The sequence below is a fragment of the Aquabacter albus genome (assembly GCF_040049275.1).
Classification (GTDB): domain Bacteria; phylum Pseudomonadota; class Alphaproteobacteria; order Rhizobiales; family Xanthobacteraceae; genus Aquabacter.
Genome location: NZ_JBDZDT010000001.1, coordinates 444,966 through 465,364, shown reverse-complemented (window position 1 = coordinate 465,364; position 20,399 = coordinate 444,966). Strand labels below are relative to the sequence as shown.

The following is a 20,399-nucleotide window of genomic DNA, read 5'->3' as shown; positions in this document are numbered from 1 at the left end:
TTCAGCCGCCGTACTTGAGGTTGAGGAGAGACATGGAGAAGTCGTAGCCGGCCGTGTCGTCGCCGCCGGCGAAGAGCTGGAGAACCGGGGCGGGGCTCGCGTTCTGGGTCGCGTCCCACATCACGGTGAAGCGCTGGATGAGGCGGTCGAGCTTGGCGGGGTCCTGCAGGTCCTTGACATCCAGGGCCTTCTCCACGACCTGGGCCTGGCGCTCGATGTCCGCGTTCGCCATGGCGTCGGGAAAGCCGAAGATGGTCTTCACCACCTGCCACAGCGCCTGATCGCCGAGCAGGCCGTAGGCTGTGGTGACGTCCGGAGCGGCGCGCTTGAAGTAGAGCGCGAGGCGGACGCCCTGGTTCTCCGCGCCTTGGTCCACTTCCAGCGACTGGCGCACATACTTGTCCACCACCTCCTGGCCCGTGGCCATTCTCAGCGTGGTGTTCTCACCATAGGTCTCGAAATCGAACGCCTTGGCAAAGGTGACGAAACGATCGTCATTGATCCGGTTGGCGAACGAGGTCTTGTCCATCACCCCTTCTTCCAGAACCTTGCGGATGTAGGCTTTCGCATAGGCCATGTCTTCCAGGCCGAACGCCTTCAGCGCATAGTTATAGACTCGGGTGTTCTTCATGAAATCGTCGATGCTTTTGATGCTCTCGACGTTATCCAGATAGTATTTCGTCTCAAGCGAGACCGTCGGCTCTTTCTGCTTGAGCTCGAGGGTGCGGTCGAGGTTGCGTGTCAGATACTGATATGTGGCGAATGTCGTATCCATCGCGCGTCCCTCGCTCAAGATCGTGGCTCGGATCGTGGACCTGCCCGGCGCCCGCAGAGGCAGCCGCTCTCAGCATCTCTTCTCAAGCTTGCGTCGGCCTGCCTTCTCGGAATCAAGCCTCGCGCAATCCTGGCCTCGTAGAACCGCTGGGGCTTGTGGAGGGATTCGCCTTGGGCGTCTTGATTGGATTGGTCGTCGGCCTCGGCTCGCTGCTCGGCGGGTTCATCGCGATGGGCGGCAATGTCGGGGTGATCTGGCAGCCGTCCGAATACATCATCATCGTCGGCATCGCGCTCGGCACCTTCATCATCGCGAACCCCTTGTACACCATCAAGGATACGGGCCTGGCCTTCGTCGAGGCGGTCACCGGCGCCGTGCCGAAGCGCAAGGATTTCATCGCGATCCTGGGCCTCCTCTACGCGCTGATGCGGGATCTCCGCTCCAAGCCGCGCAACGAGGTCGAGCAGCATATCGACAGCCCGCAGAACTCCGCCATCTTCCAGAGCTTTCCGAGCATCCTGAAGGACAAGGAGCTGACCCAGTACATCTGCGACTACGCGCGCCTGATCGTGATCGGCAATGCGCGCTCCCACGAGATCGAAGCCCTGATGGAGCAGGAGATCTCGACGGTGAAGAAGCAAAAGACCAAGCCAGCCTCGGCAGTGAGCACGGTCGCTGATGCGATGCCCGCGCTCGGCATCTGCGCGGCTGTGCTCGGTGTCGTGAAGGCCATGGGCGCCATCGACCAGTCGCCCGAAATCCTTGGGCACTACATCGCCGCCGCCCTTATCGGCACCTTCATCGGTATCTTCCTGTCCTATGCGGTGCTCTCTCCGCTCGCCACCAAGATCAAGCTGACGCGGGAGAAGCAATGTCAGCCCTTCATCATCGTGAAGCAGTCGTTGATCGCCTTCATGAACGGCGCGCTGCCGCAGATCGCCCTGGAGCATGGGCGCAAGACCATTTCCTCCAGCGAGAGGCCGACCATCGACGAGGTGGAGAACGAGGCCATCTCTCACGCCATCCAACCGGCTTCGGCCCCCGTGCAGCAGGCGGCCTGACATGAACGCAGCCGTTTCCCACCAGGACATCCGCGACATGCTGCTCGACGCGGCGGGCCTGTCGCTCGACAAGCTGCCCATGCTGCATGTCATCTTCGACCGCATGGCCACCCATTGCGCGGACGGCCTGCGCCAGTACGCGGCGTCCCAGGCCTATTACTCGCTGAGTAACCTGGAGAGCGGGCGCATCGGCGACATGCTGGAAATGTACGAGGCCAATGCGGTGGCCGGCGTATTTCATGTTCCCGAATGGGACAGCCACATCATCGTTGGCTTCGACCGCGACTTCGTCTTCACCATGGTCGAGGTTCTGTTCGGCGGCGACGGCTCTGAGCCGCCGGTGGACGACGAACGCAGCTTCTCGAATATCGAGATCCGCATCGCGCAGGCGCTTTTCGAGCAGATGGGCAAGGCGCTCGCGACGTCGTTCGCCCTCGTGAAGAAGGCGACCTTCACGTTCCAGCGGCTGGAAACCCGCATGGATTTCGCGGTGATCGGCCGGCGAAACAATTTGGCCATCGCCTCGAAATTCCTGCTGCAGGCCATCAATCGCGGCGGCGAGATGTTCGTCATCATCCCGCAATCGGCACTCACCCCCATGCGCCAGCGGCTCTCGCGCGTGACGGCTGACGATGTGTCCACCCGGGACCCGAACTGGACGCGCCACATCCGCTCCGAAGTGAACCGGGCGGAGGTGACGCTGCGGGTCATCATGGAGGAGCGCCAGGTCACCCTCGGCGACGTGGCGGACCTGAAGGTCGGCCAGGTGCTGAAGCTCCAGGCGACTCCCCGCAGCAAGATGAAGCTGGAGAGCAGCGACCACCCGCTCTTCTGGTGCACCCTCGGCCAGGCCGAGGGCTCCTATGTGGTGCGCGTGGAAGACCCCGTGGATCTTGAGCAGGAGTTCCTGGATGACATCATTCCCCGTTGATCTGGTGCTGCTGGCTGCTCTCGTGGTCACAAGCACTGTCGTCGTCATGCTCTATCGCAAGCTGAGCGCGCTGCGCACCAGCCAGACCGAATACGAGCACGCCTTGGGTGAGACCGTGGCCGCGCTGAACACGGCCCGCGAGGCGGTCGACGTGCTGAACCGCGACGGGCGCAGCCTCATCGTTTCGCTCGGCAGCAAGATCGATGAGGCGCAGTCGCTCATCATCGAACTCGACCGTCGCCAGCACGTGCCGGCCGGACGCATCCCCGCCCGACCCGTCTCATTCGACCGCCGCGGCTGACGCGCGCTCCAGAACGGACTTTTCCGATGAGCAACTCGAAAGACACCATGGCATCGCTCCTCGATTCCGAAGAGCTGGAAAATTTTGAAGGCGCCGGCTCGGATACGGCGACCGCCCAGCGCGCGGGGCTGGAGCATTTCGGCGCGGGCAAGGGCCTTGATTCCCTGCTGCGCGTGCCGGTTCTGCTTCAGGTGGTGCTCGGCTCCGCCTCCATGCCCGTTGCGCAGCTCATGAAGCTCGGCCGCGGCGCCGTGGTGCCCCTCGACCACCGCGTGGGTGAGCCCGTGGACATCGTCGTGAACGGCCGCATCATCGCGCGGGGCGAGGTGGTGGTGGTCGAGGACGACAATTCCCGCTTCGGCGTTTCGCTGACCGAGATCGTCGGTCCCGGCGGCGGCGAAGTGACGAGCTGAGGCGGAACACCGCCATGGCCGCGGCCAGCACCAGAACCCAGCAACGTCAGCTCCAAGGGGTGGAGCGCGTCGCCGCGCTGCTCATGACCATGGGCAAGCCCATGGCGGGGCGCCTCATGAAATATTTCAGCGCGGAGGAGCTGAAGACCGTCACCCGCGCCATCGCGGACATGCGCTCGATCTCCACCGCGCAGATCGAGGCGGCGGTTGAGGAGTTCGCGTCCCAGTTCGTGGCCGGCGCCAACATTGCCGGCACGCCCGGAGACGTGGAGCGCATCCTGAGCGCGTTCCTGTCGCCCGAGCAAGTCTCCGAGGTCATGAACGATGTTCTCGGTGCGGCCAACCATTCCATCTGGGACCGCATCTCCAGCGTTTCGGAAAGCACCATCGCCGCCTACATCCTGAAGGAACATCCCCAGGTGGCGGCGCTCGTCCTCTCGAAGGTGAAGCCGGCCTGCGCCGCCAAGGTCATGGCGCATCTGCCCGAGCATGTGCGCAACGGCGTCATGCGGCGCATGCTCACGGTGAAGCCCATCGTCGAGGAGACGATGCACATCATCGAGCACACCATCCACGAAGACTTCATGATGAATCTGGCGCGAAATGCCGCCGCGGATACCCATTCGCGCATCGCCGATATCATCAACAAGATGGAGCGCAACGATATGGATCAGGTGCTCCAGAATCTTGCGACCACCCGCCCCAAATCGGCGGAGATCCTCAAGAGCCTGCTCTTCACCTTCGACGACATCATGGATCTTCCGGCGCGGTCCAAGACCCTGCTGTTCGACCAGGTGCCGGCCGAAAAGATCGTCCTCGCGCTGAAGGGCACCGACCCCGTCTTCCGCGAGGCCATCCTGCAGTCCATCTCCTCGCGCGTGCGCCGCATGATCGAGCAGGAATTGCAGGGAGGCGAGCCGGCGCCGCATCGCGACGTGCAGGAGGCCCGCCGCTTCATCACCGACCTTGCCCTCGATCTTGCGGGCAAGGGAGAGATCGATATCAGCACCGGCGCTGATGACGCCTATATCGGCTAGGCGCGCCGATGTCCGAGGATGCGGATAAGGAGAGCAAAACAGAAGACGCCAGCGAGAAGAAAATCTCGGAGGCGGTGGAGAAGGGCAATGTGCCGTTCTCCCGTGAAGCCCCCTTGTTCGCTTCGCTGGTGGGCATCCTTGTCTGCCTCTCCTTCTTCGCGGGCCCCCAGACCAGCCTCCTGACCGAGGGCCTTGCACGCTTCGTCGACGATCCTGCTGGCTATCCCATCGCCACTGGCGAAGATGCCACGGCATTGTTGTGGAGCGCGCTGGAGATGGCGGGCCGCTTTCTCTTGCCGATCGTCGTGGTGCTCATGCTCGCAGGCCTTGTGGCGTCCCTGTTCCAGAATACCCCGCGCCTCGTGCTGGAGCGCATCCGCCCTCAATGGTCGCGGCTGTCCCCGGCGAGCGGCTGGTCGCGAATCTTCGGCACGCCGGGATACGTGGAATTCGGAAAGTCCCTGTTCAAGTTCGTGGTCATATCGGTGGTCTGCGTGGCGCTGCTCTATTCCGAGCAGGCGAACGTGATGAACGCCATATTCACCGACCCGCTGATGCTGCCGTCGGTGGTGCTGAACCTTGCCACCCGCCTCATTTCAGCGGTCTGCGTCGCCACCATCGTGCTCGTCGCCGTCGATCTCGTCTGGACCCGCGTCCACTGGCGCACGGAACTGCGCATGACGAAGCAGGAGGTGAAGGAGGAGTACAAGCAGGCCGAGGGTGACCCGCTGGTGAAGGCCCGCCTGCGCTCCCTGGCGCTGGAGCGGGCGCGCCGGCGCATGATGAACGCCGTCCCCGGCGCCTCCCTCGTGATCGCCAACCCGACCCATTACGCCATCGCGCTCCGCTACGACCGCACGAAAGGCGGCGCCCCGCTGGTGATCGCCAAGGGACTGGACCTGATCGCCCTCAAGATCCGCGAAATTGCGGAGCGCCACGGCGTGCCGGTGATCGAAGACCGGCAGCTGGCGCGAGCCCTTTATGACGCCGTGGAAGTTGACCAATGGATTCCGCCGGACTTCTACCGGCCGGTCGCCAATATCCTCTTCTATCTCTACTCCCGAGGTAAAGATGGCAATCTCAAGCAATGAACGCTTCCTGGACGCGCGCGCTCTACCCGGGCGCGTAGTGTTTCCTTATGAGAAGATGCTTGCGGAAAACCTCAAAGGTTTTCTCTCGGAACTCTGCCTTATCAGTGCAGGGATCTTCATCTCCTATATCGAAGCGGACAAGGGCGAGAACATCAACGACATCGTCGATTCCTCCGCGGAACTGACGCTGAAGCCCGGCCTGCTGCGCTACGGACGCCACGCAAGTGTCGACACCGTCTGGGGCTTTCCGCCCGAAGTCTCCCTCGACCTCGAGCTGCACCATGACAGCCTCGCGGCCTTCTTCCGCGTGACCTTCGAGGCCCAGGCTGTCGGCGTCCATATCGACGGCATCCTGTTCAGCGAGGCGCTGGGCGGGCCCGAAGAGAATCTTCGTCGCTTCGCGCGCGCCCTCTCCGAGGCCCGTCTCACCCGCCAATAAAGACGGTGCGGCGCGCGGCGGCCAGCCTCGTGCAAGGTTGCTCTCTTAAGGTCTCCTGGAACCGTGCGGAGGCCCTCTTGGAGCCCATTTATCTCTTCGATCTGGTCTCCCGGCATGCCCAATGGGCGACGCTGCGGCAGGCCACCATCACCAGCAACATCGCCCAGGCGAACACCCCCGGCTACAAGGCCATGGACGTGGAGCCGTTCTCGGCGGTGCTGTCGAAGACCCATCTGCAGGTGGCGCAAACCGCCGCCGGCCACATGGACATCCGCGATGCGGGGACCCGCCAGGCGCGTCTCGACGGCCGTGACACGTGGGACGTCAACCACTCCGGCAACTCGGTCACCCTGGAGCAGGAGATGGTCAAGGCCGACGAGGTCAACCGCGCCTATACCCTCGACATGAGCATCACCCGCTCCTTCCACCGGATGATGCTGGCCAGCGTGAGGTCTCAGGGATGATCGATCCATTAAAGGCCGCAACGTCCATCGCCAGCTCGGGCCTCGAAGCCCAGAGCATGCGCATGCGAATCGTCGCGGAAAACCTCGCCAACATGCGCTCCACCGGCAGCACCACCGGCGCCGGACCCTATACACGCAAGACCGTCCACCTCGCCCCCGACTTCGACCGCGCCCTTGGCGTGAACGTGGTGAAGGTGAAGTCCATGGGCGTCGACAAGGCGCCGTTCCGGGTCGAACACGAGCCGGGCAATCCGGCGGCGGACGCCGACGGGAACGTCAAGTATCCGAACGTGAACATGACCGTGGAAATGGCGGACATGCGCGAGGCCAGCCGCTCCTATTCGGCCAACCTGCAGATGATCAAGCAGGCGCGCGGCATGGTCGCCATGACCATCGACCTGTTGAGGAGCAGCTGATGATCGACGCCATCTCGAGTTTCACGACCCGGGTCACCGGGCCGGGCACCTCCTCCTCGGTCTCGCTTGAAAACGCCCCCGGCGCAGCAGCAACGAGCGGCGTCGCTCCCACGAGCTTCACCGAAGTGCTCGCCGACGTTGCTTCCAACGCCGTGTCGACGCTGAAGGCGAGCGAGGCGGCAGCCATTTCCGGCGTCGAGGGCAAGGCGTCCGTTCAGCGGGTGGTCGAAGCGATCATGAACGCGGAGCAGTCACTCCAGACCGTCGTTGCGGTCCGCGACAAGGTGGTTTCGGCCTACCAAGAAATTTCACGTATGGCGATCTGAGGACGCATCATGAGAGCACTGGCCATAGCCGCCACCGGCATGAGCGCGCAGCAGACCAACGTGGAGGTGATCGCGAACAACATCGCGAACATCAACACCACGGGCTTCAAGCGCGCCCGCGCCGAGTTCACCGACCTCCTCTACCAGGCCGAGCGCGCCCAGGGCGTGCCGGTCGTCGACGGTCAGCTGCCGGTTCCCGAAGGCGTGCGGATCGGCCTCGGTGTCCACACCGTCGGCATCCGCAACCTGCACATCCAGGGCCCGCTCACCCAGACCGGAAACCCGCTCGACCTCGCCATCAACGGCCGGGGCTGGTTCCAGGTCACGAGCCCCACCGGCGAGATCCTCTACGCCCGCGCCGGCGCCTTCAACAAGGGCCCCAACGGGGAACTCGTCACCCCGGACGGCCTTCTGGTGGAGCCCGCCATCACCTTCCCCGCGGACACGATGGAGATCGTGATCAACGAGGCGGGCAACGTCTATGCGAAACGGCCGAACGTCCAGCAGCCGCAATTGCTCGGCCAGCTCACCCTCGCGACCTTCGCGAACGATGCCGGCCTCGAGCCGCTCGGCAACAACCTTTATCGCGAGACCCCTGCCTCCGGGCAGCCCGTGGTCGGCCCGGCAAACCAGGATGGGTTCGGCAAGATCCATCAGGCTTATCTTGAGAACTCCAACGTCGACCCGGTGAAGGAAATCACCGAGCTGATATCCGCCCAGCGCGCGTACGAGATGAACTCCAAGGTCATCCAGGCGGCCGACGAGATGGCTGCCACCGTGTCGAAGGGAATCCGCTGATGCATCGGCTGGGCGCCGTCCTCATCGCATTCGTCCTGTCGTTCGGCTGCGTGCGGCTTGCGCAGGCCGAGTCGTTGGCGGCCCTGGCCGAAGCTGCACGGGCCGCGATGGCGGAGACGCCTCCGGCGGCTCCCGCACGGGCCCCGGCGCCCCAGCCGATGGCTGCTGTCGAACTGAGCGTGCCGGTGCCGAACGTGACCATTCATGTCGGAGAAATCATCACCGACGCGATGCTCCAGGACCGGAGCTACTCGTCCGCCTTGATCGAGCGCTATTCGGTCGCCACCAACCGGGCATCCCTGATCGGCAGGGTGGCGAAGCGCGTTCTGGTGGCGGGAAACCCCATTCCCGCCAATGCTGTGGGATCGGCGAAGGTGATCACGCGGGGCGTTGCCGCCACCATCGTCTTCGAGGAAGGCGGGCTCAGCATCCGGGCGGTCGGCATGCCGCTCGAATCCGGCACCACCGGCGCCGTCATCCGCCTCAAGAACCTCGATAGCGGCCAGGTCATAACCGGCATCGTGCAGAGCGACGGCTCGGTGAAGGTGGGTGGATGATGGGTCGCCTCTTCCTCGCCCTCGCTCTTGCTGTCCTGTCGGCGCTGCCGGCGGGCGCCATGACCCGCATCAAGGACATGTCGAGCATCCAGGGCGTGCGCGACAACCAGCTCATCGGCTACGGCCTCGTCATGGGCCTCCAGGGCACCGGCGATACCATCCGCAACTCGCCTTTCACCGAGCAGGCGCTGCAATCCATGCTCGATCGCATGGGCATCAACATCAAGGGCCTGCCGCTCCGCGCGCGCAACATCGCCGCCGTCGTGGTCACGGCCAACCTGCCGGCCTTCGCCGGCCTCGGCTCGCGCATCGACGTGTCGATCTCTTCGGTGGGCGATGCTTCCTCGCTGAAGGGCGGAACGCTCCTCATCACGCCGCTCGCGGGCAGCGACGGACAGATCTATGCGGTGGCGCAGGGCCAGCTCGCGGTGTCCGGCTTCACGGTCCAGGGGCAGGCGGAAACCCTCACCCAGGGCGTGCCCACCTCCGGCCGCATCCCCAACGGTGCGCTGGTGGAGCGGCAGATTCCCGGCCAGCTCCGCGACCTGCCCGAACTGGTGGTGGAGCTCGACAATCCCGATTTCAAGACGGCGGCGCGCATCACCGACGCCATCAACGCCTATACCCGCGCCCGCTTCGGCAAGGCCCTGGCGCGCGAGCGGGATCTGCGGACGGTGGTTGTCCAGCGTCCGGCGCAGCTTTCCGTCGCCCGCTTCCTCGCCGATATCGGCGACCTGCGCATCGAGCCCGACACGCCGGCGCGGGTGGTGGTGGACCAGCGCACCGGAACGGTGGTGATCGGCTCCAACGTCCAGATCTCCACTGTTGCGGTCACCCAGGGCAACCTGACGGTGAGCGTGACGGAAACCCCGGTGGTCTCACAGCCCGCACCCTTCTCCGACGGCGCGACGGTGGTGGTTCCCCGCACCGACATCACCGCCGAGGAGACTGGCGGCTATCTCTCCATCGTCCGTGGGTCCGACCTCCAGACCCTGGTCCGCGGCCTGAACCGCATGGGCATGCGCCCCTCGGACATCATCTCGGTGCTCCAGGCCATCAAGACCGCCGGAGCCCTCCAAGCGGAGCTCGTCGTCCAATGACCCGCGCCTTCTCAACCGCAGGCTTCGGCCTCATCCTGACCGCGCTGGCGGCATCCCCGTGCTTTGCCCAATCCGCGCCGGCCGTGACCGCCGTTCCGACCATTCCGCAGAGCGCGGCCGATGCCAATGCCGCGCAATATTGCGCCGGCATCGCCAACGCCGCGGCGGACGCACGCTACGCGCGCCAGGCCAGCGCGCTTGCCGCCATGGAGAAGGAGATCGAGGAGCGCATCGCCAAGCTGGAAGCGAAGCGCGCGGAGTATGAGCAGTGGCTCGCCCGCCGCGAGAACTTCCTCAAGAAGGCCGATGCGGCCCTTGTGGCCATGGTCTCGCAGATGCGCCCGGATGCGGCCGCCGCCCAGCTCAGCGCCATGAGCGAGGATGCGGCAGCGGCGATCCTCACCAAGCTCTCGCCCCGCACGGCGAGCGCGATCATGAACGAAATGGACCCGACCCGCGCCGCGCACCTTGCGACCACCATCGCGGGCATGTCGCGGCGTCCGAACGAGGGCAAGCCCGGATGAGATACGTGCTGATGACGTTCGCGGCGCTTTGCGTCGGCGGCTGCCAGACCAACAATTACGACAGCCTGGCCTTCGGCCCCACTTTGACCCCGGTGGGCCACGGCCTGGAGGCGCAGCGCGCGCCGCTGCCCGTCACCTTCACGCCGCCGGTCCAGAAGACCTTCCGGTCCACCTGGAACATGAACGGCCAGAGCATGTATCGCGACCTGCGCGCGACGACGGTGGGCGACGGGCTGACGGTCGCCATCGCCATCGACGACAAGGCCCAGTTCGACAACGAGACCGACCGCTCGCGCGACGCGGCCTCCAAGTTCGGCGTCGACGCCGCGCTGACGCTGTTCGGCTTCGGCCGCGGCGCCAATGCCGCCAACGGCTCCGGCGACCTCAACATCTCCGACAAGACCTCCACCAACGGCAAGGGCTCCATCGACCGCTCCGAAAAGCTGCGTCTCGCGGTTGCGGTGGTGGTCACCGAGGTGCTGCCCAACGGCAACTTCCTCATCAGCGGCTCGCAGGAGATCCAGGTGAATTACGAGGTGCGGGTGCTGAACATCGCCGGCATCGTCAACCCGCTCGACATCTCCAGCAACAACACCATTCCCTACGACAAGATCGCCGAGGCGCGCATCTCCTATGCCGGCCGCGGCCGTCTCAACGACGTGCAGCAGCCGGCCTGGGGCCAGCGGCTCTATGACGTCGTGGCGCCCTGGTAGCGGGACAGCAACATGGCAAAGGTGGAACTGCCCAAGACGACCCCGGAGCCGCTGCAATTCCAGCCGGCGAAGACGAGCAACGGCCTGATCATCGCGGTGATCGTGCTGACCTTGCTTGCGGGCGCGACGGGCGGGGGCCTCGGCGTTCTGCTCGCCTCGACGGTGAAGCAGGTGGTCACCGAGCAGGCGCGGGCCGAGCCCGCGCAATCGGGTGCGCCGCCGCTGCGCTATAGCGGCGACATGGTGCTCGAATCCCTGAAGCCGGTGGTGGTCAATCTGGCGGCGCCGGCCAATGTGTGGCTGCGCATTGAGGGCGCCATCGTCTTCAAGAACGGCGCCCTGCCGAACCCGCAGGTCGCCGCCGCGCAGATCCGTGAGGACATCCTCACTTATGCCCGCACCTTGAACCTCACCCAGCTCGAAGGTCCGAGCGCCCTGCAGAACCTGCGCGAGGACCTCAATGAGCGGGCGCAGCTGCGGGTCGAGGGCAAGCTTTCCGAACTCGTGATCGAGACGCTGGTCGTTCAATGAAAGCATGGGGATGGCTCCGCTGGCTGGCGGCGGCGGCATTTGCGGCCGGCCTCGCGACGCCGGCGGCCGCGCAGGTTCCGGGTCTCGACAGCCTGCTCCAGGAGAGCGGCGGGTCGGCGGCGAGTGGGCGCATCGTCCAGCTCGTGGCCCTCATCACCGTGCTGTCGGTGGCGCCGGGCCTGCTCATCATGATGACGAGCTTCACGCGCTTCATCATCGCCTTCTCGTTCCTGCGCTCCGGCCTCGGCCTGCCGTCGACGCCCGCCAATATCGTCCTGATCTCGCTCTCCCTTTTCATGACCTTCTACGTCATGGCGCCCACCTTCGACCGCGCCTGGGAGGACGGGGTAAAACCCCTCACGGAACGCACCATCACCGAGCAGGAAGCGCTGGAGCGCATCTCGGCCCCGTTTCGCGAGTTCATGATCGCGCATGTGCGGCCGAAGGACCTGCAGATGTTCTCCGATCTTGCCGCCACCAACGGCCGGCCGGCGCCGCCGACCGAGGACAAGGTGGAGATGCGGGTGCTGATCCCCGCCTTCATGATCTCCGAGCTGCGGCGCGGGTTCGAGATCGGCTTCCTCATCGTCCTGCCGTTCCTGATCATCGACATGGTGGTGGCGACCCTGGTCATGTCCATGGGCATGATGATGATGCCGCCTTCGATCATCGCGCTGCCGTTCAAGGTGCTGTTCTTCATCCTCATCGACGGCTGGAGCCTTCTCGTGGGCAGCCTGGTGCGCTCCTTCTTCTGAGCGGGATGCGCCAGCACCTTTAACCCCGCCGTTTCGGGCGAGGGGAGGGATGCGGGAGCGGCCGGCACGCCGGCAGGCATGCCAGGGAATGCAGGTGACGTCGGAGCCGGTGCTCCGTCCGCTCCCGCGCGGGGATTTATGGCGTGTCGGCTGCGCCGCGTGGGTGATCGGTCCTCCCCATCACCACCGGCCGGACCAGCGCCGGATCGGTGCGCAGACCCCTTCGGCCTCCTTTCTCGCCGGACGGGGTGCGTTATCCCCGCCCAGTCGGACACCCGCTGCCCCGCACCACCCGTCAGGCCGCTCCGGACGCGCCCCTCCTTGGTGCAAGGTGAGGGGACCATAGCAGGGGTTCACACGAAAAGGAATATAGTCCTTAGGATTATTTTCTTGAAACCTGTCCTCCCGATGACCCCGTCATGCCCGGGCTTCCACGCCTCTCCCTTAAGCTGCGCCCGGCGGAGCCGCGTGGATGGCCGGGACAAGCCCGGCCATGACGGTGGCGCCCGGCCGGTTCGCAACCCACAAGCCTCGCGCAAGCTTGACGCAAGGTCGTTCTGGGATACCTCCCACCAACGACAGGTTGACCGCTCGCGATAGGCGAGCGGACGGGTGTTCCGCACAGCCGGAGCGCCCTTCAGAGGCATGACGCCGCCCCTGCCGTGCCGGTGTGAGTCCGGCATGTCCCCCAAAATCCTCACGTGAAATCAAGGGACATTTGCATGACCAGCCTGATCACCAACACCTCGGCCATGGTTGCCCTGCAGACCCTGCGCGGCATCAATAACGGCCTCGACAGCACCAACACCCGCGTTTCCACCGGCCTGCGCATCAACTCGGCCCAGGACGGCGCCGCCTACTGGTCCATCGCCACCACCACCCGCTCCGACAACGGTGCCCTCGGTGCCGCCAAGGACGCGCTCGCCCTCGGCAAGTCTTCCGTCGATGTCGCCAAGACCGGCATGGACGAAGCCCTGGACGCCCTGAAGCAGGTGAAGAACCTGCTGGTCACCGCCTCCTCGCCGGACGCGGACCGCTCGAAGATCCAGCAGGAAATCAAGATCCAGCTCGATCGCATCAATGGCGCCGCCAACAGCGCCAGCACCAGCGGCAACAACTGGCTCTCGGTGGATTCCGCCGCGACCGGCTACAACGCCGTCAAGTCCGTGGTCGGGTCGTTCTCGCGCAGCTCCACGGGCGTGACCATCGACACCATCGACATCGATACGTCTGGCGTGAAGCTCTACGACTTCAATTCGACCGTGCGCGCCGACGTTTACGCCGATATGGTCGGCGTAGGCAGCACGATGGAAGCTGTGGAGTCCTTCCTGGGCGGTACGTTTGCCTCCGACAACACCTCCCAGCGCTCCGGCAGCATCGTGTTTGATGGGGCGGCTGCGACTGCGGATACGGTGGCAGAGGTTGAGAGCCTGGTTGACTACTTCAAGACGGCGATCGGCATTGTTGATCCTGGCTTCAACAACGACAAGCTCGGCATCATGGACAAGATGCGTGTGGCTTACACCATGCAGAACGACGGCGTCGGCGGCGTCATGACGATGTCCACCATCGCGGACATGGACATCAGCAAGCTCACGGGCTCTGCCGATGATCTGATGAAGATCTCCAACTACGCCTCCATCGTCGATGAAGCCATCGGCGACATGACGGATGCCAACACCACCCTCGGCGCGAACGCGGCCCGCATCGCCTCCCAGGGCAACTTCGCCCAGGCTCTCATCGACGCCAACGACCGCGCCATCGGCGCGCTCGTCGACGCCGACATGGAAGCGGAATCCACCAAGCTGAAGGCGCTGCAGACCCAGCAGCAGCTGGCGATCCAGTCGCTCTCCATCGCCAACAATTCCACGCAGAACGTGCTCAGCCTGTTCCGCGGCTGATCGCGCTTTTCTTCAACGCCAATCTTCTGGCGCTCCTGGCCACGTCCCGAAAGGGGCGTGGCTTTTCTTTTGGCGCTGTCATTGCCATGCCGAGGCCGGCTGTTCCCCGGGAGTGGGGATGCGCGGCGGTCCGGCCCCGTGCGCCGGGAAGGGGAGGGGCCTGCCACCAGCTCCCTCCCGCGTCCCGCTGCAAGGCATCGCAGAATTATTGAGACGGCTCGCAAGCTTCGAGCAAGCTTGATGAATGAAGCTTCAGAAACGGGCAGGTTGACCACTCGCACCAAGCGAGCGGACGGGCGCTCCGCACCAGCGGAGCAACCTTCAAAGGCATGACGCCGCCCCTGCCGTGCCGGTGAAAGTCCGGCATGTCCCACATAATCCTTCCTGCATAACCAAGGGACATTCGTTATGACCAGCCTGACCACCAATACCGGCGCCATGGTTGCCCTGCAGACCCTGCGCAACATCAATCAAGGTCTCGACGCCACCAACACCCACGTCTCCACCGGCCTGCGCATCAACTCGGCCCAGGACGGCGCTGCGTACTGGTCCATCGCCACCACCACCCGTTCCGACAACGGCGCCCTCGGCGCTGCCAAGGATGCGCTGGCCCTCGGCAAGTCTTCTGTCGACGTCGCCAAGACCGGCATGGACGAGGCCCTGGACGCCCTGAAGCAGGTGAAGAACCTGCTGGTCACCGCCTCCTCGCCGGACGCGGACCGCTCGAAGATCCAGCAGGAAATCAAGATCCAGCTCGACCGCATCGCCGGCGCCTCCAGCAGCGCCAGCACCAGCGGCAATAACTGGCTCTCGGTGGATTCCGCCGCGACGGGCTACAACGCGACCAAGTCGGTGGTCGGCTCGTTCTCGCGCAGCGCCACGGGCGTGTCGATCGACACCATCGATATCGATACGTCCGGCGTGAAGCTCTACGACAGCAACGCTGCCGTCACGACCTATGTCACCACCGAGATCAACAGCGCGACCGCCACGACGGCTGCGGGCATCCTCGAGGGCGCCCTTGGTGCCGGCACGACCTACACGCAGGCCAATGGCAGCAACCTGTCCGGCAGCTTCGTGGCCGACGCGGCGACCACCTCGGCCGCCATCAAGGCGGCGGTCGACGCCTTCACCGGCACCACCGCGGCAGGTATCAACGCAACCGCGGATGCGAACAACAACAGCAATCGCGGCATCATGGACAAGGTGCGGGCGGCCTTCACCGCGCAGGCTGACGGCACTGGCGGCGTCGTGACAGTGTCCACCATCAAGGACATGGACATCAGCAAGCTCACGGGCTCTGCCGACGATCTGATGAAGATCTCGAACTACATGTCCATCGTCGACGAAGCCCTCGGCGACATGACGGACGCCAACACCACCCTCGGCGCGAATGCGGCCCGCATCGCGTCCCAGAGCAACTTCGCCCAGGCCCTCATCGACGCCAATGACCGCGCCATCGGCGCCCTCGTCGACGCCGACATGGAAGCGGAATCCACCAAGCTGAAGGCGCTGCAGACCCAGCAGCAGCTGGCGATCCAGTCGCTCTCCATCGCCAACTCCTCCACGCAGAACGTGCTCAGCCTGTTCCGCAGCTGATCGCTCTTATCTTCCACGCCAATCTTCCGGCGTTTCCTGGCCACGCTCCGAAAGGGGCGTGGCTTTTTCTTTTTGCGCTGCCTTGTTGAATGCCCAGGCAGGTTGCCCCCCGAGATTGACGGGTGCGTGGTGGCCTGCCCCCGGCTCGTCGCGAAGCTTGCGACCAGCACCCCCTTCTCCAGCCTTGCTCTTCTTCTCCAACCTCGCTGCCAGGCATGGCGCGCGAGGCATCACGCAAGTGCTAAGCCGGCTCGCAAGCTTCGTGCAAGCTTCGTCGGCAAAACTTCCTGGACGGGCAGGTTGACCACTCGCACCAAGCGAGTGGACGGGTCCTCCGCAGAGCCGGAGCACCCTTCAAAGGCATGATGCCGCTCCTGCCGTGCCGGTGAAAGTCCGGCATGTCCCACAAAATCCTTCATACATGACACCAAGGGACATTCGTCATGACCAGCCTGATCACCAACACTTCGGCCATGGTTGCCCTGCAGACCCTGCGCGGCATCAATAACGGTCTCGACAGCACCAACACCCGCGTTTCCACCGGCCTGCGCATCAATTCCGCCCAGGACGGCGCTGCGTACTGGTCCATCGCCACCACCACCCGCTCCGACAACGGCGCCCTCGGCGCTGCCAAGGATGCGCTCGCCCTCGGCAAGTCTTCCGTGGATGTCGCCAAGACCGGCATGGACGAAGCCCTGGACGCCCTGAAGCAGGTGAAGAACCTGCTGGTCACCGCGTCCTCGCCGGATGCGGACCGCTCGAAGATCCAGCAGGAAATCAAGATCCAGCTCGATCGCATCGCCGGCGCCTCCAATAGCGCCAGCACCAGCGGCAACAACTGGCTCTCGGTGGATTCCGCCGCGACCGGCTACAACGCCGTCAAGTCCGTGGTCGGGTCGTTCTCGCGCAGCTCCACGGGCGTGACCATCGACACCATCGACATCGACACGTCGGGCGTGAAGCTCTACGACACCAACGCCGCGACGACGGCTGCGGTGCAGACCGCCGCGACCACCGGCGCTGCCACCTATGCCACCGCCGTCACCACCTACGACACGGCCGTGACCACCGCCGGCACCACCTACACCACGGCCGTGGCCGCTGCCCAAGCCGTCTTCGACGCCAGCCCCCAGGCTGCGGCTGACCAGACGACCCTCGACACGGCGATTGCCACGGCGACGACGACCCGCAACACCGCCCTCACCACGGCGAAGACCACCTTGACGACCGCCCAGACGACGCTGACGACCGCCCTCGACACGGCCGGCTCGGACGATCTCGGCATCATGGACCAGACCCGCGTCGCTTTCGGCGAGGACGGTTCGGCAGTGGTCAGCACCATCGCCGGCATCGACATCTCGGCGCTGACCGGCAGCGCCGACGACCTCCAGAAGATCTCCAACTACATGTCCATCGTCGACGACGCCCTCGGCGACATGACGGACGCCAACACCACCCTCGGCGCGAACGCGGCGCGCATCGCGTCCCAGAGTAACTTCGCTCAGGCCCTCATCGACGCCAACGACCGCGCCATCGGCGCCCTCGTCGACGCCGACATGGAAGCGGAGTCCACCAAGCTGAAGGCACTGCAGACCCAGCAGCAGCTGGCGATCCAGTCGCTCTCCATCGCCAACTCCTCCACGCAGAACGTGCTCAGCCTGTTCCGCAGCTGATCGCGCTTATCTCTCGGCGCCAATCTTCTGGCGCTCCTGGTCACGCCCCGAAAAGGGCGTGGCTTTCTTCCGTGTGGTCCGCGGCCATCTCCGCGGCGCCGGTCTTGTCCCGCAAGCTTCGCGCAAGCTTGCTCTGGGATGTTTCGCCCAATGGCAGGTTGACTGCTCGCAACTGGCGAGCGGACGGGTCCTCCGCATAGCCGGAGCACCCTTCAAAGGCATGATGCCGCCCCTGCCGTGCCGGTGAAAGTCCGGCATGTCCCCCAAAATCATCCACACGGACACAAAGGGACATTGTCATGACCAGCCTGATCACCAACACCTCGGCCATGGTTGCCCTGCAGACCCTGCGCGGCATCAATAACGGCCTTGACGCCACCAACACCCGCGTCTCCACCGGCCTGCGCATCAACTCGGCTCAGGACGGCGCTGCGTACTGGTCCATCGCCACCACCACCCGCTCCGACAACGGCGCCCTCGGCGCCGCCAAGGATGCGCTCGCCCTCGGCAAGTCTTCCGTCGACGTCGCCAAGACCGGCATGGACGAAGCCCTGGACGCCCTGAAGCAGGTAAAGAACCTGCTGGTGACCGCGTCTTCGCCGGACGCCGACCGCGCCAAGATCCAGCAGGAAATCAAGATCCAGCTCGATCGCATCAATGGCGCCGCCAACAGCGCCAGCACCAGCGGCAACAACTGGCTCGCGGTCGATTCCAGCGCCACCGGCTATAACGCGACCAAGTCGGTGGTCGGCTCGTTCTCGCGCAGCGCCACGGGCGTGTCGATCGACACCATCGATATCGATACGTCGGGCGTGAAGCTCTACGACTCCAATTCGACCGTGCACGGCACCGTTGACGGCGATATTGGGACCGGCGCGGGCTCGATGGACGTGTTGGAGACGGGCCTGGGCAATACGTTTGCCTCCGACAACACCTCTGCGCGCTCCGGCAGCATCGCGTTTGATGGCGCGGCCACGACTGCGGATACGGCGGCGGAGGTTAAGGCCCTGGTCGACGCCTTCAAGACGGGTGTCAGCGCGACTGCTGTCGGCAATGACAAGCTCGCCATCATGGACAAGGTGCGCGCGGCTTACACCATGCAGGCCGACGGCACGGGCGGCGTCGTGACGGTGTCCACCATTGCGAACATGGACATCAGCAAGCTCACGGGCTCTGCCGACGATCTCATGAAGATCTCCAACTACGCGTCCATCGTCGACGAAGCCATCGGCGATATGACGGACGCCAACACCACCCTCGGCGCGAATGCGGCCCGCATCGCCTCCCAGAGCAACTTCGCCCAGGCCCTCATCGACGCCAACGACCGCGCCATCGGCGCCCTCGTCGACGCCGACATGGAAGCGGAGTCCACCAAGCTGAAGGCGCTGCAGACCCAGCAGCAGCTGGCGATCCAGTCGCTCTCCATCGCCAACTCCTCCACGCAGAACGTGCTCAGCCTGTTCCGCAGCTGATCGCGCTTATCTTTTCCGCCACTCTTCTGGTGGTTCCCGGCCACGCCCCGAGAGGGGCGTGGCTTTTGTTTTTGCGCAGCGCCTGTCCGCAGCGCCGGTCCCGCCCCTCAAGGTTGCAAGCTTCGCGCAAGCTTTGCGCAAGCTTGGTCTGGAATGCTCCGCCCAATGGCAGGTTGACCACTCGCGACAGGCGAGCGGACGGGCCCTCCCGCATAGCAGGAGCACCCTTCAAAGGCATGATGCCGCCCCTGCTGTGCCGGTGAGAGTCCGGCATGTCCCCCAAAATCCTCCATACGTGACATCAAGGGACATTTGTCATGACCAGCTTGATCACCAACACTTCGGCCATGGTTGCCCTGCAGACCCTGCGCGGCATCAATAACGGCCTCGACGCCACCAACACCCGCGTCTCCACCGGCCTGCGCATCAATTCCGCTCAGGACGGCGCTGCGTACTGGTCCATCGCCACCACCACCCGCTCCGACAACGGCGCCCTCGGCGCTGCCAAGGACGCGCTCGCCCTCGGCAAGTCCTCTGTCGACGTCGCCAAGACCGGCATGGATGAAGCCCTGGACGCCCTGAAGCAGGTGAAGAACCTGCTGGTCACCGCGTCTTCGCCGGACGCCGACCGCGCCAAGATCCAGCAGGAAATCAAGATCCAGCTCGATCGCATCAATGGCGCCGCCAACAGCGCCAGCACCAGCGGCAACAACTGGCTCTCGGTGGATTCTGCCGCGACGGGCTATAACGCGACCAAGTCGGTGGTCGGCTCGTTCTCGCGCAGCGCCACGGGCGTGTCGATCGACACCATCGACATCGACACGTCAGGCGTGAAGCTCTACGACAGCAACGCTGCTGTTGGTACCGTGGTTACGGCTGAACTCAATAATGCTACGGCTACTGTGGCTGCGGGCGTCCTGGACATTGCTCTTGGCGCTGGTGCGGTCTACACGCAGGCCAACGGCAGCAACAAGTCTGGCAGCTATGTGGCCGACGGGGCGACCACCTCGGCCGCCATCAAGACGGCTTTCGACACCTTCGTCGGCACCGGCACGGACGGTATCAATGATGCCGCGGTCGCGGACAACAACAGCAAGCTCGGCATCATGGACAAGGTGCGTGCGGCCTATTCCACCGAGGCCGACGGCACGGGCGGCGTCGTGACCGTGTCCACCATCAAGGACATCGACATCAGCAAGCTCACGGGCTCTGCAAACGACCTGATGGCGATCTCCAACTACGCGTCCATCGTTGACGAAGCCATCGGCGACATGACGGACGCGAACACCACCCTCGGCGCGAACGCGGCCCGCATCGCGTCCCAGAGCAACTTCGCCCAGGCCCTCATCGACGCCAATGACCGCGCCATCGGCGCCCTCGTCGACGCCGACATGGAAGCGGAGTCCACCAAGCTGAAGGCGCTGCAGACCCAGCAGCAGCTGGCGATCCAGTCGCTCTCCATCGCCAACTCCTCCACGCAGAACGTGCTCAGCCTGTTCCGCAGCTGATCGCGCTTATCTTC

The 20,399-nt window shown here is 64.8% G+C and carries 23 protein-coding genes; 22 read left to right on the top strand and 1 reads right to left on the bottom strand.

What is annotated here, in order from left to right:
• Position 1: 1 nt before the first annotated feature.
• Positions 2-775 (bottom strand): DUF1217 domain-containing protein, encoded by a 774-nt coding sequence (locus tag ABLE91_RS01880; protein ID WP_348927885.1) that lies wholly within the window; start codon positions 773-775, stop codon positions 2-4.
• Positions 776-945: 170 nt separating this feature from the next.
• Here ABLE91_RS01880 and motA point away from each other — a divergent pair, with 170 nt between their 5' ends.
• The 22 genes from motA (at position 946) to ABLE91_RS01770 (ending at position 20,385) form a co-directional block, all read left to right on the top strand.
• Positions 946-1,836, top strand: coding sequence for a flagellar motor stator protein MotA (gene motA / locus ABLE91_RS01875; protein ID WP_348927883.1), 891 nt, complete (start codon positions 946-948; stop codon positions 1,834-1,836).
• A 1-nt stretch (position 1,837) separates the two neighbouring features.
• Complete coding sequence (locus ABLE91_RS01870; protein ID WP_348927881.1) at positions 1,838-2,767, top strand: flagellar motor switch protein FliM; 930 nt, start codon at positions 1,838-1,840, stop codon at positions 2,765-2,767.
• Positions 2,748-3,068: a hypothetical protein gene (locus tag ABLE91_RS01865; protein WP_348927880.1), complete on the top strand. Its 321-nt coding sequence runs from the start codon at positions 2,748-2,750 to the stop codon at positions 3,066-3,068. The genes ABLE91_RS01870 and ABLE91_RS01865 overlap by 20 nt, the downstream gene beginning before the upstream one ends.
• Before the next feature lie 47 nt (positions 3,069-3,115).
• A complete protein-coding gene (fliN, locus tag ABLE91_RS01860) occupies positions 3,116-3,481 on the top strand; it encodes a flagellar motor switch protein FliN (protein WP_348927878.1) in 366 nt (121 codons plus the stop codon).
• Positions 3,482-3,495: 14 nt separating this feature from the next.
• On the top strand, positions 3,496-4,518 hold the full coding sequence (locus ABLE91_RS01855; protein ID WP_348927877.1) for a flagellar motor switch protein FliG: 1,023 nt from the start codon (positions 3,496-3,498) through the stop codon (positions 4,516-4,518).
• 8 nt (positions 4,519-4,526) lie between these two features.
• The gene (gene flhB, locus ABLE91_RS01850; protein ID WP_348927876.1) at positions 4,527-5,609 is read left to right on the top strand and encodes a flagellar biosynthesis protein FlhB; all 1,083 of its coding nucleotides are present in this window, start codon (positions 4,527-4,529) and stop codon (positions 5,607-5,609) included.
• A gap of 55 nt (positions 5,610-5,664) precedes the next feature.
• A complete protein-coding gene (locus ABLE91_RS01845) occupies positions 5,665-6,048 on the top strand; it encodes a BspJ family T4SS effector nucleomodulin (protein ID WP_348927874.1) in 384 nt (127 codons plus the stop codon).
• Between the two features lie 77 nt (positions 6,049-6,125).
• Positions 6,126-6,512, top strand: coding sequence for a flagellar basal body rod protein FlgB (gene flgB, locus ABLE91_RS01840; RefSeq protein WP_348927872.1), 387 nt, complete (start codon positions 6,126-6,128; stop codon positions 6,510-6,512).
• Positions 6,509-6,928, top strand: a complete 420-nt coding sequence (gene flgC, locus ABLE91_RS01835; protein WP_348927871.1) for a flagellar basal body rod protein FlgC — start codon at positions 6,509-6,511, stop codon at positions 6,926-6,928. The genes flgB and flgC overlap by 4 nt, the downstream gene beginning before the upstream one ends.
• Entirely contained in the window at positions 6,928-7,254 is a 327-nt protein-coding gene (fliE, locus tag ABLE91_RS01830; protein WP_348927869.1) for a flagellar hook-basal body complex protein FliE, read from the top strand. The genes flgC and fliE overlap by 1 nt, the downstream gene beginning before the upstream one ends.
• A gap of 9 nt (positions 7,255-7,263) precedes the next feature.
• The gene (flgG, locus tag ABLE91_RS01825; RefSeq protein ID WP_348927868.1) at positions 7,264-8,052 is read left to right on the top strand and encodes a flagellar basal-body rod protein FlgG; all 789 of its coding nucleotides are present in this window, start codon (positions 7,264-7,266) and stop codon (positions 8,050-8,052) included.
• Positions 8,052-8,609 (top strand): flagellar basal body P-ring formation chaperone FlgA, encoded by a 558-nt coding sequence (gene flgA, locus ABLE91_RS01820; protein WP_348927867.1) that lies wholly within the window; start codon positions 8,052-8,054, stop codon positions 8,607-8,609. The genes flgG and flgA overlap by 1 nt, the downstream gene beginning before the upstream one ends.
• Complete coding sequence (gene flgI / locus ABLE91_RS01815; protein WP_348927866.1) at positions 8,606-9,709, top strand: flagellar basal body P-ring protein FlgI; 1,104 nt, start codon at positions 8,606-8,608, stop codon at positions 9,707-9,709. The genes flgA and flgI overlap by 4 nt, the downstream gene beginning before the upstream one ends.
• Entirely contained in the window at positions 9,706-10,233 is a 528-nt protein-coding gene (locus ABLE91_RS01810; RefSeq protein WP_348927864.1) for a MotE family protein, read from the top strand. Before flgI ends, ABLE91_RS01810 begins: the two co-directional genes overlap by 4 nt.
• A complete protein-coding gene (locus ABLE91_RS01805; RefSeq protein ID WP_348927863.1) occupies positions 10,230-10,946 on the top strand; it encodes a flagellar basal body L-ring protein FlgH in 717 nt (238 codons plus the stop codon). The genes ABLE91_RS01810 and ABLE91_RS01805 overlap by 4 nt, the downstream gene beginning before the upstream one ends.
• 12 nt (positions 10,947-10,958) lie before the next feature.
• On the top strand, positions 10,959-11,477 hold the full coding sequence (locus ABLE91_RS01800; RefSeq protein WP_348927861.1) for a flagellar basal body-associated FliL family protein: 519 nt from the start codon (positions 10,959-10,961) through the stop codon (positions 11,475-11,477).
• Complete coding sequence (fliP, locus tag ABLE91_RS01795) at positions 11,474-12,232, top strand: flagellar type III secretion system pore protein FliP (protein WP_348927859.1); 759 nt, start codon at positions 11,474-11,476, stop codon at positions 12,230-12,232. Before ABLE91_RS01800 ends, fliP begins: the two co-directional genes overlap by 4 nt.
• A gap of 722 nt (positions 12,233-12,954) precedes the next feature.
• Positions 12,955-14,133: a flagellin N-terminal helical domain-containing protein gene (locus ABLE91_RS01790; RefSeq protein WP_348927858.1), complete on the top strand. Its 1,179-nt coding sequence runs from the start codon at positions 12,955-12,957 to the stop codon at positions 14,131-14,133.
• A 408-nt stretch (positions 14,134-14,541) separates the two neighbouring features.
• Entirely contained in the window at positions 14,542-15,732 is a 1,191-nt protein-coding gene (locus ABLE91_RS01785; protein WP_348927857.1) for a flagellin N-terminal helical domain-containing protein, read from the top strand.
• A gap of 443 nt (positions 15,733-16,175) precedes the next feature.
• Positions 16,176-17,405 (top strand): flagellin N-terminal helical domain-containing protein, encoded by a 1,230-nt coding sequence (locus ABLE91_RS01780; RefSeq protein WP_348927856.1) that lies wholly within the window; start codon positions 16,176-16,178, stop codon positions 17,403-17,405.
• Between the two features lie 299 nt (positions 17,406-17,704).
• Positions 17,705-18,877: a flagellin N-terminal helical domain-containing protein gene (locus tag ABLE91_RS01775; RefSeq protein WP_348927854.1), complete on the top strand. Its 1,173-nt coding sequence runs from the start codon at positions 17,705-17,707 to the stop codon at positions 18,875-18,877.
• A 317-nt stretch (positions 18,878-19,194) separates the two neighbouring features.
• Positions 19,195-20,385 carry a flagellin N-terminal helical domain-containing protein gene (locus tag ABLE91_RS01770; RefSeq protein ID WP_348927852.1) on the top strand — a complete coding sequence of 397 codons (1,191 nt, stop codon included), beginning with the start codon at positions 19,195-19,197 and terminating at the stop codon, positions 20,383-20,385.
• Positions 20,386-20,399 lie beyond the last annotated feature (14 nt).